The 12,534-nt window shown below is 59.7% G+C and carries 15 protein-coding genes; 7 read left to right on the forward strand and 8 right to left on the reverse strand.

The window, feature by feature from the left end; translation table 11 throughout:
• The first annotated feature begins 24 nt into the window (after positions 1-24).
• From HY36_RS15115 to HY36_RS15130, 4 genes are all read left to right on the forward strand, one after another.
• The gene (locus HY36_RS15115; protein ID WP_035554511.1) at positions 25-651 is read left to right on the forward strand and encodes a TetR/AcrR family transcriptional regulator; all 627 of its coding nucleotides are present in this window, start codon (positions 25-27) and stop codon (positions 649-651) included.
• A 73-nt stretch (positions 652-724) separates the two neighbouring features.
• The gene (locus tag HY36_RS15120; protein ID WP_035554513.1) at positions 725-1,759 is read left to right on the forward strand and encodes an alpha/beta hydrolase; all 1,035 of its coding nucleotides are present in this window, start codon (positions 725-727) and stop codon (positions 1,757-1,759) included.
• A complete protein-coding gene (locus tag HY36_RS15125) occupies positions 1,756-2,730 on the forward strand; it encodes an NADPH:quinone oxidoreductase family protein (RefSeq protein ID WP_035554515.1) in 975 nt (324 codons plus the stop codon). The genes HY36_RS15120 and HY36_RS15125 overlap by 4 nt, the downstream gene beginning before the upstream one ends.
• 26 nt (positions 2,731-2,756) lie before the next feature.
• The gene (locus HY36_RS15130) at positions 2,757-3,893 is read left to right on the forward strand and encodes a zinc-binding dehydrogenase (protein ID WP_035554517.1); all 1,137 of its coding nucleotides are present in this window, start codon (positions 2,757-2,759) and stop codon (positions 3,891-3,893) included.
• A gap of 6 nt (positions 3,894-3,899) precedes the next feature.
• Here the strand turns inward: HY36_RS15130 and HY36_RS15135 are convergent, their stop codons facing one another.
• The gene (locus tag HY36_RS15135; protein ID WP_051602854.1) at positions 3,900-4,640 is read right to left on the reverse strand and encodes a type I pantothenate kinase; all 741 of its coding nucleotides are present in this window, start codon (positions 4,638-4,640) and stop codon (positions 3,900-3,902) included.
• Between the two features lie 75 nt (positions 4,641-4,715).
• Positions 4,716-5,618 carry an SDR family oxidoreductase gene (locus HY36_RS15140; protein ID WP_035554518.1) on the reverse strand — a complete coding sequence of 301 codons (903 nt, stop codon included), beginning with the start codon at positions 5,616-5,618 and terminating at the stop codon, positions 4,716-4,718.
• Positions 5,619-5,679: 61 nt separating this feature from the next.
• Here HY36_RS15140 and HY36_RS17950 point away from each other — a divergent pair, with 61 nt between their 5' ends.
• Positions 5,680-6,105, forward strand: a complete 426-nt coding sequence (locus HY36_RS17950; protein WP_051602855.1) for a DUF2147 domain-containing protein — start codon at positions 5,680-5,682, stop codon at positions 6,103-6,105.
• Here HY36_RS17950 and HY36_RS15150 read toward each other — a convergent pair.
• The 4 genes from HY36_RS15150 to HY36_RS15165 all read right to left on the reverse strand — a co-directional run bounded on the left by HY36_RS15150 (position 6,095) and on the right by HY36_RS15165 (position 9,320).
• A complete protein-coding gene (locus tag HY36_RS15150; RefSeq protein WP_162176009.1) occupies positions 6,095-6,466 on the reverse strand; it encodes a DUF6460 domain-containing protein in 372 nt (123 codons plus the stop codon). The genes HY36_RS17950 and HY36_RS15150 overlap by 11 nt on opposite strands.
• Before the next feature lie 18 nt (positions 6,467-6,484).
• Positions 6,485-7,321 (reverse strand): mechanosensitive ion channel family protein, encoded by an 837-nt coding sequence (locus HY36_RS15155; RefSeq protein WP_035554519.1) that lies wholly within the window; start codon positions 7,319-7,321, stop codon positions 6,485-6,487.
• A gap of 26 nt (positions 7,322-7,347) precedes the next feature.
• Positions 7,348-8,490 carry a mechanosensitive ion channel family protein gene (locus HY36_RS15160; RefSeq protein WP_155841968.1) on the reverse strand — a complete coding sequence of 381 codons (1,143 nt, stop codon included), beginning with the start codon at positions 8,488-8,490 and terminating at the stop codon, positions 7,348-7,350.
• Between the two features lie 62 nt (positions 8,491-8,552).
• Complete coding sequence (locus tag HY36_RS15165) at positions 8,553-9,320, reverse strand: hypothetical protein (RefSeq protein WP_035554521.1); 768 nt, start codon at positions 9,318-9,320, stop codon at positions 8,553-8,555.
• Between the two features lie 116 nt (positions 9,321-9,436).
• On the opposite strand from HY36_RS15165, the gene HY36_RS18235 reads away from it, so the two are divergent.
• Positions 9,437-9,916 (forward strand): HU family DNA-binding protein, encoded by a 480-nt coding sequence (locus HY36_RS18235; protein ID WP_081806221.1) that lies wholly within the window; start codon positions 9,437-9,439, stop codon positions 9,914-9,916.
• A 127-nt stretch (positions 9,917-10,043) separates the two neighbouring features.
• On the opposite strand, the gene HY36_RS15175 is transcribed toward HY36_RS18235, so the two are convergent.
• Positions 10,044-11,657, reverse strand: coding sequence for a cisplatin damage response ATP-dependent DNA ligase (locus HY36_RS15175; RefSeq protein ID WP_035554523.1), 1,614 nt, complete (start codon positions 11,655-11,657; stop codon positions 10,044-10,046).
• A gap of 50 nt (positions 11,658-11,707) precedes the next feature.
• Here HY36_RS15175 and HY36_RS15180 point away from each other — a divergent pair, with 50 nt between their 5' ends.
• Positions 11,708-12,322 carry a glutathione S-transferase family protein gene (locus HY36_RS15180; RefSeq protein ID WP_035554525.1) on the forward strand — a complete coding sequence of 205 codons (615 nt, stop codon included), beginning with the start codon at positions 11,708-11,710 and terminating at the stop codon, positions 12,320-12,322.
• Between the two features lie 29 nt (positions 12,323-12,351).
• Here HY36_RS15180 and HY36_RS18690 read toward each other — a convergent pair.
• Positions 12,352-12,534 (reverse strand): hypothetical protein (locus HY36_RS18690; RefSeq protein WP_206741214.1); only part of this gene is annotated, 183 nt, incomplete at its 5' end.

A 12,534-nucleotide genomic window follows, 5' to 3' on the forward strand; every position in this document is an offset into this window, starting at 1 on the left:
GGGCTTCCTCAAGGAAAAGCGTGTATGACATCGATTGCAAAACCCCTGTCCGGCGTGTCGGGAAAACGTGCCCGGTCCAAGGCTGCAAACCGCCGGGCGATTCTGGAGGCCGGGCGCCGTGTATTTGCGCGGATCGGGTTCGAGGCAACGACGGTGCGCGACATCATCCGTGAAACCGAGCTCGCGGCGGGCACCTTCTACAATTACTTCAAATCCAAGGAAGAAGTATTCGAGGCGATTGCCGAGGATTCCACTCATCGGTTCCGGTCCCGGCTGCAGGATGTGCGGGCCTATGCGACGGATTTCGAGACCTATGTCCATGACGCCTACCGGGCCTATTTTGGGTTTATCGCCACAGAAAATGAAGAGCCGATCCGCAATGGCGCGCCACATCTGGCGCTGATCGGTGTTCGGGTGGACACGCCGGAGATGCTGGCGGTCGCAGATGAGATCCGGGCCGATCTGGAGCATGTCCTGTCTGGCGAGGGCGGCCCGAAGATCGACACTGCGTATCTTACGGCGGCTGCTATCGGGATCGCGCGCGAAATGGGCGAGCATATGCTCATGCGACGCCCTGTGGACGTTGATGGTGCAACACAGTTCGCTACCGCCATGCTGCTGGCGGGGGTACGGGAGATTGCCGCAAAGTAAGGTCAAACGCCCCTTGGCGTGAACCGGCAGACAGGTCTAAGCTCCCGCCGACGAGACAGGACGGGAGGCGACCATGAGCCTGCAGCAATTGATCACCAAATTCATCTTCAAGCTTCCGGACGGATTGCTGGTACGCATGGCAGGCGGCAAGCCGGTCGAAGTGCGCGGCCGCGTATTGGAGCCGCAATTGCAATTGGTCGCCTGGAATGGGCGCAATGCGCCGCCCATGTCCTCTCTGGATGCAGAAACCGTGCAGGCCGCCGTGCGAGACCAATTGGCCATGATGGCTGCGCCGCTGGAGCCTGGCGTTTCGACTGAGGACTTCACCATTCCGGGTCCGGACCGGAACGAGATTCCCGTTCGCCTGTATAAACCCGCCGGACAGGATGCGACGGTCCCTCTGCTCGTCTACTATCATATGGGCGGCGGCGTCGTCGGCGATCTGGAAACCTGTCATGCCTGGTGCTCTATCCTTGCATCGGTCGCGCGTGGGCCTGTCCTGTCGGTTGATTATCGCCTGGCACCACAGCACAAGTTTCCGGCCGGGATCGACGATGCCATCGCGGCCTATGAATGGGGCGTTCGCCACGCCGGCGACTATGGTGCGCCGGAAGGTATGGCTGCCGTGGGCGGGGATAGTATGGGTGGCAATTTCTCAGCGATCATCTCGCAGGAAATGCAGCGAGAGCACAAGCCGCTGCCGGTCTACCAATTGCTGATCTATCCAGCGGTCGACATGGTCGAGGAGCTGCCGTCAAAAACCGAGTTTGGCGAAACCTTTTCCCTCAGTACCGACACAATGAACTGGTTCATGGAGCAATACCTGCCGGATGATTTCGATATGGCAGATCCGTTGCTCTCTCCGGGCCAGACGGCGGAGCTTGACGGTCTGCCGCCCGCTATCCTGATCACTGCGGGGCATGATCCGCTCTGTGATGAGGGTGATGAATATGCCAAGCGTCTTGGAAAGGCCGGGGTTCCGGTCGTGCACAAACGCTATGATACGTTGCCGCATGCGTTCACCGCTTTCACGGGTTTCTCTCCCGGTTCGCGCAAGGCCTGCCTTGAGATTGCAAGCATGGTGAAAGACCTCGTCTCCAAACTATGAGAGCGCTCGTCTGTGATACGCTGACGGACGACTTTTCAGGCCTGTCCCTGAAAGACATTCCGGTTCCGGAGGTCGGAAAGGGGGAGGTGCTCGTTCGCGTCTCTGCGGCGAGTGTGAACTTTCCCGACCTCTTGATGAGCCAGGGCAAGTACCAGATGAAGCCCGAACTGCCCTTTACGCAGGGCATGGAATGCGCAGGTATTGTGGAGGCGGTTGGCGAAGGCGTTACTGAGTTTGCGCCCGGCGATCGCGTCGTGGGCGGCAACAAGACAGGTGCTTTCGCGGAACACGCTGTGCTGCCGGCGGCGGGGCTGTCCCGTGTTCCAGAGACAATGGAACTTGCAGAGGCAGCGGCCTATCCAGCGGCATACCTGACCGCTTATGTGGCCCTGGTACGCCGGGCAAACTTGCAGGCAGGCGAAACATTGCTCGTGCACGGGGCAAGCGGCGGTGTAGGCATGGCGGCGGTGGATGTGGGCAAACTGTTGGGCGCAACGGTGATCGCCACATCAGCTTCGGACAAGAAGCTCGATACCGTGCTGGCACACGGCGCTGATTATGTGATCAATGTCAGCCAGGGGTTTCGCGACAAGGTGAAGACATTGACTGCTGGGCGGGGGGCAGATGTTATCTTTGATCCCGTCGGGGGCGATGTGTTTGATGAGAGTGTACGCTGCATCGCATTTGACGGGCGGCTTCTGGTGGTTGGTTTCACATCCGGACGTATTCCGGAGGTGAAAGTGAACATGCCGTTGATCAAGGGGTTCTCCGTGGTCGGTGTAAGGGCGGGTGAGTATGGCCGTCGCTTCCCGCAGCGCGGTAAGGAGAATATGGAAGCGATCTGGAAATGGGCGGCAGAGGGCAAGACCCGGCCACGCATTCACGCTGAATTGCCATTGGAGGAGTGGCGCGAAGCCTACCGATTGCTCACGGACCGTGAGGTCGTGGGCAAAGTCGTTTTGCGTCCCTGATAAACTTAGAAGGAAGGAAACTGGATATGTCGACATTGCCTGAAAAAGGGCTGCAAATTCGCACGCTGATCAAGCCGGAGGGCGAGTTGGAGCTGTCACTGGCGGAAGTGGAGATTCCTACGCCGGGCCCGACAGATATCATCATCAAGGTCGAAGCCACCCCGATCAACCCGTCGGACCTTGGCCTGTTGGTTGGGGCGGGTGATATCAGCACGGCTGTGCAAAGCGGCACTGCGGACCGCCCGGTCATCACCGCGAAAGTGCCGGAAGCTGGCATGCGCGCCATGAAAGCCCGGATCGGTGAGTCTCTACCGGTTGGAAACGAAGGCGCGGGCACCGTGGTCGCGGCAGGAGAGTCCGAAGCGGCTCAGGCCCTGTTGGGCAAGCGCGTTACCGGGCTCGGCGGGGAGTTCTACGCTGAATACCGCATGCTGAATGTTGCGCAGGTGATGGAGCTGCCAGACGGCATTTCAGCCGAGCAGGGCGCCTCTTGCTATGTGAACCCGCTGACGGCGCTGTCCTTTGTCGAGACGATGCGGAATATGGGGCATGAATCTCTGGTCCATACGGCGGCGGCGTCCAATCTGGGACAGATGCTCAACAAGATCTGCCTCAAGGATGGCGTCCCGCTGGTCAATATCGTCCGCAAGGAAGAGCAAGCCGAAATCCTGCGGGGCATTGGCGCGAAGCATATCGTCAACTCGACCTCACCGACGTTCATGGAAGACCTGATCGCAGCGTTGATGGAAACGGGCGCGACACTCGGCTTTGATGCCATTGGCGGCGGGCCACTGGCTGGTCAATTGCTGATCGCCATGGAAGCGGCCGCAAGCCGCAAGATGAAAGAGTATTCGCGCTATGGCTCCGGTCAGGAAACGCAGGTCTTCATCTATGGTCGCCTGGACATGTCGCCGACGCTCGTGCCGCCGGGCGTGGGCTTTGCCTGGAATCTCAGCGGATACTTGCTGACACCATTCCTGCAGAAGGCTGGCAAGGAAGTTCGTGCGCGCATGTACAAGCGCGTGATTGACGAACTGACCACGACCTTTGCCAGCCACTACACCAAACGCATTTCTCTGGCCGAGGCCCTGAATCTCGATACGCTGAAAGCCTACGACGCCAAGGCCACCGGCGAGAAATACCTCATTACGCCGAACGCATAGAAAGCCCTAGCCGATCCTGTCATGCGTGATGCGTATGGCATGATCGGCATCTTTCAACACGATGATATCGGCAGTCTCTTTCAAGGGGGCGATATGATCGCGCAGGTTTGGCAGATTGATCCGATCCCAGACCGATGTTGCAAACTCTACCAGCTCTGTCTCTGACATGTGCAGGAAGTTTGCGTAGAATGAAGTCGGGTCATCTTTTGCGGCGTGCCAGAGGCGCTGAAAGCGCTCCAGGTACCAGTCGAGCAGGTTTTCCTCACTGGCATCCAGATAAACAAGGTAATCCGGCTCGCGCGCTGAACGGGGGGGTGCTGAGAGGGGCTGAAAGCCGAGGCCTTCGAGAATAAGAATGTCCGGCTGGGTAATCGTCTGCGTCAATGCAGGGTCTATGTCATAGGTAACATGGCTGTAGCCGGGAAAGTCTGCTGCGCCATTGGAGAGGGCTTCGATCGCATCTCCCAGCGCAGCGACATTGTACGTCTCCGGAAATCCCTTGCGTAGCGTCAGTCCGCGCGCCTCCAACACATCATTCGGAAACAGGAACCCGTCCGTCGAGACGGTTTCCACGGCGTGCGCGTTCGCCAGAAACGACGCGACCTTGTTGGCCAGCGTCGTCTTGCCTGATGCGACGGACCCAGTCAGTGCAACAACTGCGCCCTCATGTTGGCGACTGAGCTCGGAAAGTCGTGCGCCGAGCGCCGTAATTCCAGGCGCATGGGGGACAGTGGGGGAGTCGGGCATGATCGGCTGGCTCCGTGAAGGAAAGAGACTGCCCGGAGCCTAGCCAAGTCACCATGCCTGTCCAGTTGAAACGAGTCAGACCGTGCGCTTTGCCTTGTCTTTCGCGTTGGTGGCCTCAATCGCATCGCGTGCGGCCTGCCACTCGGCATCGCCCCAAGCGGTCAGCTGCGCAAAATTGCCACCGGACGCATTGTACATCGCGCCGTCGATGGCGATGGTCTGGCCGTTCACATATTCCGCGCCCGGCGCGATCAGGAAGACGGCGAGATTGACCAGTTCGTGCATTTCTCCGACACGGCCCATCGGGTTTGCAGCGCCGGAATCCATACGCTTTGCCCCCTCAGCATCCGGAGCGAGCCGTTTTGACATGCCTTCGGTTGGGAAGGGGCCGGGGGCGATGGCGTTGAAGCGCAGGCCGTAGCGTCCCCATTCGACTGCGAGCGATTGCGTCATTGTGTTCACAGCGGCCTTGGACATTGCAGACGGCACGACAAACGGCCCCCCATTCCAGACCCAGGTCGTCAGGATCGAGCAAACGTTTCCGCGATGGCCTTCCTTGATCCAGCGTTTGCCGATGTCGTGCGTCATGTAGAACGTGCCACGGAAGACGATATTGGAGATAGCATCGAAGCCGCGGATCGAAAGGTCTTCGGTCCGGCTGATGAAATTGCCTGCAGCATTGTTGATCAGGCCGGTAAGCGGCCCGTGCTTTGCCCAGATGTGATCATTCATGTCAGTGATCGCTTCGGCCACGCGGATGTCGCAGGCATGCGGTACGACCTTGCCGCCATGTTTTTCCATCAGTTCACTGGCGGTATCTTCGCAGACTTGTCCGCGTCGCCCGCAGATATGGACCTCTGCGCCCAGCTTCAGGAAGCCTTCCGCCATCTCCTTGCCGAGGCCCGTACCGCCGCCGGTTACCAGAACGCGCTCGCCCGCCATCAGGCCGTCGCGGTACATCAGTTTCGTCGTGTCCATGTGATTCCTCCCATTGTGATTTTCTGGTAAGAGTATAGGGCGCTGGAGGAGGGAGGCACCCATGAATCGTTTGCTTTTGTCGATTGCCGTCGCGGCATTCTGCACGGGAGGGGCTCAGGCGGGTCCATTGGACGTGTTCGGCACATTCGTGACGCAGAAGGAGGGCTCGCACATCCGCATCTCTGACTGCGGTGACGGGACGCCTTGCGGTGTCATTGTCTGGATCGATCCTGATAGCGTTTCCGAGGGTATGACGCCGGAGACGGCCACCGATGCGAAGGGTGACAAGATCCTTGGCCTGACCATGCTTGAGGGCTTCAAGCAAAAGGCCAGTGGCTGGACCGGCGGAACCATCTACAATCCGAAAGAAGGCAAGACCTATGGGTCGAAGATCCGCTTGCTGGAGGATGGAGTGCTGGAGGTGAAGGGCTGTATCGGTCCGATCTGTCAGACCCAGCTCTGGCCACCTGCCGACGCTACTTCCTGAATGGCAGGCTGACGAGCCGCCACAGAATCCAGATCGGCATCACGACGGCCGCGCCGGCCAGTGCTGGTTTCCAGAAGTTCTGCATTGCCCATCCAAGAGCCGCCAGGGCGGTGCTGGCGACATTCGCAATTGCTGCGCCCATGTCCACGTCCGGGTTGGCGGGATTGAATTGTGACGCCAGCACGAAGAAGCCCACGAGAATGCACAGCGCGAGCAGTTTCAGTGACCCCCATATCGAGATGCCAAACAGGCGCACCAGAAGCGGTCGGGGCGGCACTTTCACCGGCGCCCGAGGCGGAGGGGCCTCGGGTATCGGCTCAACCTTGACTTCTGGCAGCTCTGAATTGGGATCTGTCGACATGGTGATGGGGTCGGCCAACTAGTCGTTGGCAGCTTGCTTCTGGATTTCGACCTGGTGCGGATACGGAATGGAAATTCCCTCGCGATCGAAAGCTTCCTTCACGGCTTTGGTGAGATGGAATTTCACATCCCAATAATCGGCGGCCTGCACCCAGCTGCGGCTTGCGATGTCGACGGAGCTGTCGCCCAGATTGACAACTTTGACGAATGGCTCGGGATCGCGAAGAATGCGGCTGTCGGAATCGATAACTTGGCGGATGATGGCGATGGCCTTGTCCATGTCGTCATCATAGTCGATGCCGAAGGTGACATCTGCACGCCGCGTGGGGTAGCCGGAATAGTTTTCGATCACGCCATCGATCGCCTGGCTATTGGGGACCAGAACCTTGACGTTGTCCGGTGTGGCCAGAACCGTCTGGAAGAGATTGATGTCCTTCACCGTGCCGCCAACGCCGGCGGCCTCAACATAGTCGCCCAGCTTGTAGGGGCGAAACAACATGATCATGACGCCGGACGCGATGTTTCCGAGCGCGCCCTGCATCGAGAGACCAATGGCCAGCGTCAGGGCACCGAGTACAGCCACGAAGCTGGTCGCCTGCACGCCAAACACTTGCAGAACGGCGATGAGAACTGCCGCCGTAATGGCCCAGCGAACAATCGAGGCGAAGAAATTTCCCAGCGTATCATCAATGCCTTCGCGCTTCAGCGCTTGGGTGCGTACCAGGCCGGCAAGCCACCCTGCGATGCGAAGACCGATGATCAGGACCAGCAGGGCGCCGAGCACTTTCACACCGAATGAGATGATGAAGGGGCTGTATTCGCTCCAGATGGTTTCGAGCGTCAGGTCTTCGGGCATGTAGTGACTCCTTTTGTGTGGAGGGATTAGTCTTCAGTATCTGTAATGTCTGATTGTGACGCCTGTTCCGAGGTGTGCTGCGCTGGCGGGCGGTAGGCCATGTTGACCTGATGCGGAAAGGGAATGCTGATACCTTCACGATCAAAGGCCTCTTTAACGCCTTTTGTGATGTCCGCACGGACCTGAACGAACTCTGGTGTGGCGACAAACGCCCTTAGGCGGAGACGCACGCTCCAGTCCGCTAATGCGTGTACCCCGACCCAGGTTTCGTCCTTGGCCAGCACACGCGGATGACCATTCGCGACGCCCAGCAGGGTTTCCAACGCGTGGTCCATATTGTCGTCATAGGAAATATCGAAATAAAGATCGAGACGCCGCCTTGTCTGGCGTGTGTGGTTGACCAGAGGATCGCCCCACACCTTGTCATTCGTCACAGACACGACCTTGTTGTCGATTTGTTTGAACGTGGTGCGGAAGGGCGTGATGTCGGTGATCTCACCTTCCATACCTGAGAGCGTTACGTAGTCTCCGATACGAAACGGTCGGAAAATCGCCAGCATTACACCAGCAGCGACAGCTTTCAGCGTGTCCTGAAGCGCAAGACCAATGGCGAGCGCCGCGCCGCCCAGCAAGGCCGCGAGCGACGCCGTGGGAAAGCCAAGCTGCGTCAGTGCCAGTACAATTGCAATTGCGAAGATGACGTATTTCAAGAGGGAGGCAGAGAAGGCGAATAGCGTATCGTCCGCGCCGTGCCTCATATGCGCCTGATTGCCCATCTTGCGCATGGATCGTGCGACCCAATTTGCGAACAAGACCGCGATAACAAGGATGGCTATTGCCGCGAAAGCGCCCGGCCCACGCCGATTGATGATGGCTTCCCAGTCATAGCCGGCAAGGCCCAAGGGCAGGGGCGACAAAAAGATCAGCGCAAAGACGCGCGCGACCGAGCTTGCAATATCCCAGCTTGAGCCTTCGAAAGACTTGTCCTTTGCTGTGACGCGCTTTCCGAATGCGACGACCAGTTTCTTGACCAGGCCCGATACGAACCAGACCAGCATGCAGGCGAGAAGGACCAAGCCCCATTTTTCGATGAAGGGCCAAGACGCGGCCAGCCAGACGGGCCAGTTCGTCGTATCTACATCCGGCAGGGTAATGTCGTTGAAGTCCATGTCGAACCGCTCATCCACTGTTGTGCAAACAGAGCGTCAGTTTGCACGCCCTGTCCAGCTGTTCAGACCGGTATGACCGATCCGTCTGCCCCGCGAAAGAGGCGGAGGCAGATTGTAATCGACAGAACAATTGCGCTCATGATCGCCAGCCAGTGCATGCCGGTGACAAGCCAATTGTTGAGAACGATACCCATCACACCCCAGGCCAGAGCGATAAAATACCACCAGCTGCGGCTGATATAACGGGCAAACATCCATGCCGCGAGGCATGCTGTGACAAGCGTGATCCAGAGCATCTGCCACGGGAAATCCGTTGCGCCGATATCGGTAAAAGTTCGAAGGGTCAGGGGAATGGAAATCGCGACGGCGACAGTGATCCATCCCGACAGCATGGCTGAAGCAAAATCCGCAAGCGCTTTCTTGGGGCTCCACCCCATTTCGCGCAAGCTATCCGCCCGCCACGCGGCTATCCAGGCTGCGATTGCAATTGGAAACAATAGCAGGAAATCCAGGGGCTGAGATGCGATGAGCTGCGCACTGAGCATCCAGACAATGTTGAAAAGACCAGCCCAGGCAAGCGGAATAGCGATTCGGTCCATCCAGGGTTCGCCAGCCCGCCAATAGGCGAGTCCAAACAGAAAATAGCCCAGAAAAATCACGCTCCAAATGGAAAAGAATACAGGAAGCGGCTGTTCCGGCAGGGTCATGTCCCGGGTGGCGTTTCCAATAGGAGTGCCAATACCCAGTGCAGGCGCAAGCGCTCCGGATAGTGGCTGAAGGATTCCGAACAGAAGAATGATCAGGGGCAGATGCTTTTTCATGCGTCTCATATGAGGCCTTTTTCAAATGGGGCAAATTGGCGGCGTATGAAAAAAGTGGGATGCAGCCTGCATTTTTCGCGTTATAGGGCGCGGTCTCTGCGGAGACTCACAAGAGGAATTTGCTCATGGCAAAAGCACCTGCGGCCAAGAAGGCCGCTGCAAAACCGGCCGCCAAGAAGGCGACCACTACGGCCCGTAAAACCACTGCAGCAGCGAAAAAGCCTGCTGCAAAGACCGCTGCCGCGAAAAAGCCAGCCGCCCGCAAGGCAGCTGCGCCGAAAACCGCTACGCGTTCTACGGCTGCCCGCGCGACCGCTGCAAAGACACCAACCACGGTGACGATGCGCCAGCTGTCCGCTGAAATGGCAGAGGCTCACGGCCTGACCAAGAAGCAGTCGGAAGAGATCTTCTCCGATCTGGCTGACCGGATCACGAAGCGCCTGAAGAAGGGCGAACGTTTCCGTCTCAACGGTCTCGGCACGCTGGAAGTGCGCAAGCGCCCGGCACGCATGGGCCGCAACCCGGCAACGGGTGAATCCATCAAGATCAAGGCGTCGAAGAAAGTTGCTTTCCGCGTCTCCAAGGAACTGAAAGAGTCCGTCTAGGGATTTCCTGTTCCAGTGAATTTTGAAGAGGCCGGGTGCATGTCATCCGGCCTTTTTTGTTTTTGCTCGAGGCTGTTCTCGGCTTTCGCCGCGGCCTCTGCGCCTGCGCCTTGCTTGTGGAAGCGCTCTATTCCTGCAACATGGCCTCAAGTGTCTCCAGGCGGTCCGCCTCGTCTGCGGGCTTGTCCCATCGGATACGGTTGATCCGGGGAAAGCGCATCGCGATGCCGGATTTGTGACGCGCAGACCGTTGAAGCCCTTCGAACGCAACTTCCAGCACGAGAGACGGTGTCACCGACCGAACCGGCCCGAAGCGCTCAATCGTGTTTTCACGGACGAATTTGTCAAGTTGCTTCAGTTCGTCATCGGTGAATCCGAAATAGGCCTTTCCGACCGGGGTTAGCCGGTCTTCGCCGTCTTCATCGCGCCAAACCGCAAAGGTGAAATCGGAATAGAAGCTGGAACGACGGCCGTGTCCGCGCTGGGCGTACAGCAATACGGCGTCGACGAGATAGGGATCGCGCTTCCATTTGTACCAATGCCCCTTCACCCGGCCGGGCAGATAGGGGCTGTCCCAGCGTTTCAGCATCAGGCCTTCAATCTCCGGCGCCGGGGGTGCCATGCGCTGGGCGTCCAGGTCCTCCAGCGTTGTGACCGGGACAAGGGGAGAGAGATCAAAGCGCGGGCTGGCTGTGGCGGCGATAAACGCCTCAAGTCGTTCGCGCCTTTCCCGAAAGCTCAGCTGGCGGACATCCTCATCTCCATCCTGCAGCAGGTCGTAGGCACGGATAAAGGCCGGGCGCGCATCCATCTGTTTCTTCGAGACGGTCTTGCGGTTCAATCTCTGTTGCAGCGCATTGAACGGTGCCACGCTTTCCCCGTCTTCCGCGCGTACGAGCAGTTCGCCATCCAGCGTGCCTTCGAAATCCATCCCCGCCAGTACGTCCGGGAAGGTGTGGGAGATGTCATCTCCCGTCCGCGTATAGATGCGCCGGACGCCGCCCTCGCTGCTGGCCTGCACGCGGATGCCGTCATATTTCCATTCGGCGGCAAAGGCGTCTGACGTGATCAGTGCAGGGTCCACCGCATCCGGATTGTCCCGCTCCGCCTTGGCGACCAGCGGATGCGCCAGCATGACCGGCCGGAAGGGCGCGCGAATATCCGGTTCTGGCCTGCCGGTCTTGCCCTCCAGCCAGGCAAACAGGCTGTCATAGGGCGGGGCGAGGCCGTGCCAGATCTCCTCGATCTCTGTCACATCCACATCGCCGAAATCCGCAAGCGCCAGCTTGGCGAGGCGCGCCGAGACGCCGATCCGCATGCCGCCCGTGATCAGCTTCAGCAGGGCCCAGCGTCCGGTCGGGTCCAGCCCATCCAGCCAGTTCGCCACCAGTCTCTGCGCCTCTGGCCGGGTTGTGCCGTCCAGCGCCTCGACAATCTCCGACAGGGGCGGGGGGCGGTTCGCGCGCCGCTCGCCCGGCCAGACGAGGCTGACGGTTTCGGCCATGTCGCCAACATAGTCATAGGACAGGCGGAAGAGTTCCGAATCCATCCGGTCTGTCACCAGTTCCCGTATGGCGGCGGGCTTGATGCTCTTCAGGTCCAGATCCCCGGTCAGCGCGCCGAGGGCATAGCCGCGGTCGGGGTCTGGCGCGCTGCGGAAATAGGAGACAATCAGGCGTAGCTTGCCGTTACGCGAAGGCGTTAGGACAAGACGGTCAAGAAGCTCTGCGAAGGCCTGCATGGGCCTAAGATAGAGTCGCCACGCGAAGAATCCATCAAGGGAGCCCCACCATGAGCCTGAAACTGCACCACCTCAACGCCTCGCGCTCGCAGCGCATTGTCTGGCTGCTGGCCGAGCTGGGCGTGCCGCATGAGATTGTCCACCACAGCCGCGACCCGGAAACCCGGCTGGCCCCGGCGGCGCTGCTGGAGATTCACCCGATGGGCAAGTCGCCCCTGCTGGAGGATGGCGACACGGTGATCGCCGAGACAGGCGCGATTGCCGAATATTTGCTGGCCAGGCACGACCCGGACCATGCGCTTCACCCGCGCGCGGATTCGGCTAATTTCCCGCGCTATCTGGAGTGGGTCCATGCGGCCGAGGGGGCGATCTTCCTGCCGGGCCTGTTCCGCTTCTACCTGATGAATGCCGGCCTGCTGGACACGCCGCTGGCCGCCGCGATGGAGGGCGAACAGGCCAAGGCGATGAAGACGATCGAGACCCATCTGGCGAAACACGCCTATTTCGCGGGCGAGACCTTCACCGCCGCCGATTGCCTGATGGCCTTCCAGGTCCAGTCCGCCGCCGCCGCGGGCGCGCTGGAGGCCATGCCCGCCACAAAGGCCTGGCTCGAAAAAGTGCAGGCCCGCCCGGCCTACAAGGCGATGCTGGAGGTGGGGATTTAGGGGGCAATTCTCCCCCGCCCCGTCGCGGCCTAGGTGATGGCCATGCCATCGCGATCCCCCTCCAGCTCCCCCTTTGCAAGGGGGAGAACGGCCCTCAAGCAAGGCGGCTGCTGTCTGCGTTCCTCCCCCAGCAAGGGGGAGGACAGGTGGGGGTCTGCGATGTTCCCGCCAGCACAAATATCCGGACTGGCCGCAACCATCCGGGTATCCTG

Origin of the sequence: Hyphomonas atlantica corrig. (genome assembly GCF_000682715.1) — a bacterium.
Classification (GTDB): Bacteria; Pseudomonadota; Alphaproteobacteria; order Caulobacterales; family Hyphomonadaceae; genus Hyphomonas; species Hyphomonas atlantica.

Bases quoted from the DNA above. Each gene is read 5' to 3' on its own strand.
- HY36_RS15115 (WP_035554511.1), top strand. From the start codon at position 25: ATGACATCGATTGCAAAACCCCTGTCCGGCGTGTCGGGAAAACGTGCC.
- HY36_RS15120 (WP_035554513.1), top strand. From the start codon at position 725: ATGAGCCTGCAGCAATTGATCACCAAATTCATCTTCAAGCTTCCGGAC.
- HY36_RS15125 (WP_035554515.1), top strand. From the start codon at position 1,756: ATGAGAGCGCTCGTCTGTGATACGCTGACGGACGACTTTTCAGGCCTG.
- HY36_RS15130 (WP_035554517.1), top strand. From the start codon at position 2,757: ATGTCGACATTGCCTGAAAAAGGGCTGCAAATTCGCACGCTGATCAAG.
- HY36_RS15135 (WP_051602854.1), bottom strand. From the start codon at position 4,640: ATGCCCGACTCCCCCACTGTCCCCCATGCGCCTGGAATTACGGCGCTC.
- HY36_RS15140 (WP_035554518.1), bottom strand. From the start codon at position 5,618: ATGGACACGACGAAACTGATGTACCGCGACGGCCTGATGGCGGGCGAG.
- HY36_RS17950 (WP_051602855.1), top strand. From the start codon at position 5,680: ATGAATCGTTTGCTTTTGTCGATTGCCGTCGCGGCATTCTGCACGGGA.
- HY36_RS15150 (WP_162176009.1), bottom strand. From the start codon at position 6,466: ATGTCGACAGATCCCAATTCAGAGCTGCCAGAAGTCAAGGTTGAGCCG.
- HY36_RS15155 (WP_035554519.1), bottom strand. From the start codon at position 7,321: ATGCCCGAAGACCTGACGCTCGAAACCATCTGGAGCGAATACAGCCCC.
- HY36_RS15160 (WP_155841968.1), bottom strand. From the start codon at position 8,490: ATGGACTTCAACGACATTACCCTGCCGGATGTAGATACGACGAACTGG.
- HY36_RS15165 (WP_035554521.1), bottom strand. From the start codon at position 9,320: ATGAGACGCATGAAAAAGCATCTGCCCCTGATCATTCTTCTGTTCGGA.
- HY36_RS18235 (WP_081806221.1), top strand. From the start codon at position 9,437: ATGGCAAAAGCACCTGCGGCCAAGAAGGCCGCTGCAAAACCGGCCGCC.
- HY36_RS15175 (WP_035554523.1), bottom strand. From the start codon at position 11,657: ATGCAGGCCTTCGCAGAGCTTCTTGACCGTCTTGTCCTAACGCCTTCG.
- HY36_RS15180 (WP_035554525.1), top strand. From the start codon at position 11,708: ATGAGCCTGAAACTGCACCACCTCAACGCCTCGCGCTCGCAGCGCATT.